This window comes from Zhenhengia yiwuensis (assembly GCF_014384995.1).
Classification (GTDB): domain Bacteria; phylum Bacillota; class Clostridia; order Lachnospirales; family Cellulosilyticaceae; genus Zhenhengia; species Zhenhengia yiwuensis.
In genome coordinates this window covers 1-518 of record NZ_JACRSY010000139.1, presented here as the reverse complement: position 1 = coordinate 518, position 518 = coordinate 1, and the positions used below count along the sequence as shown (strand labels likewise).

General features: G+C 39.2%; 1 protein-coding gene. It reads right to left on the bottom strand.

What is annotated here, in order from left to right; all coding sequences use genetic code 11:
• Nucleotides 1-518: phage tail sheath subtilisin-like domain-containing protein (locus H8718_RS20445; protein ID WP_249334890.1), on the bottom strand; the 518-nt coding region annotated here is incomplete at both ends.

Below are 518 nucleotides of genomic sequence, written 5' to 3'. Positions count from 1 at the left end.
TTTCCAATAGCATCTAATACACGAATCACTCGATTTTTTCTAAAGGATTTATCCTTATCTGCAGTAAAACTCGTAAGCGTATTAATGTCTTGCTCGACAACTGCTTTTCCACCTTGCTCTACAAAGACAAATTCACCCTTTTGTAAGGCTTCTATAATCTGTGTATTGGTGTATCTGACATCCACATCTACACTATCATCATAAGTTGTATATGTATTGGACTCATTTACCTCTGCACCTGCTGTAGCTGCTGCTACCCATGCTGTAGCTTTTACGGCATCAATGACTGTGCCAGCCGTTAATTTAACGCCATTTTTTACACTAATAATTCCCTCGTAATCTGCAGTAGGATAGTTTTCAAGTACCCCTTGTACTTTCTTCCCTTCCTCTTCCCTCATACGTTTAATAAAGGATACGGCTGCACCTTTTACTGTACTATCTTTTGTAGGAATGGCCATGGTGTTCCATGTAAGGACTTCTATCGCTTTAAAGTAATCCAGATAACTTTGAGTTTCCGC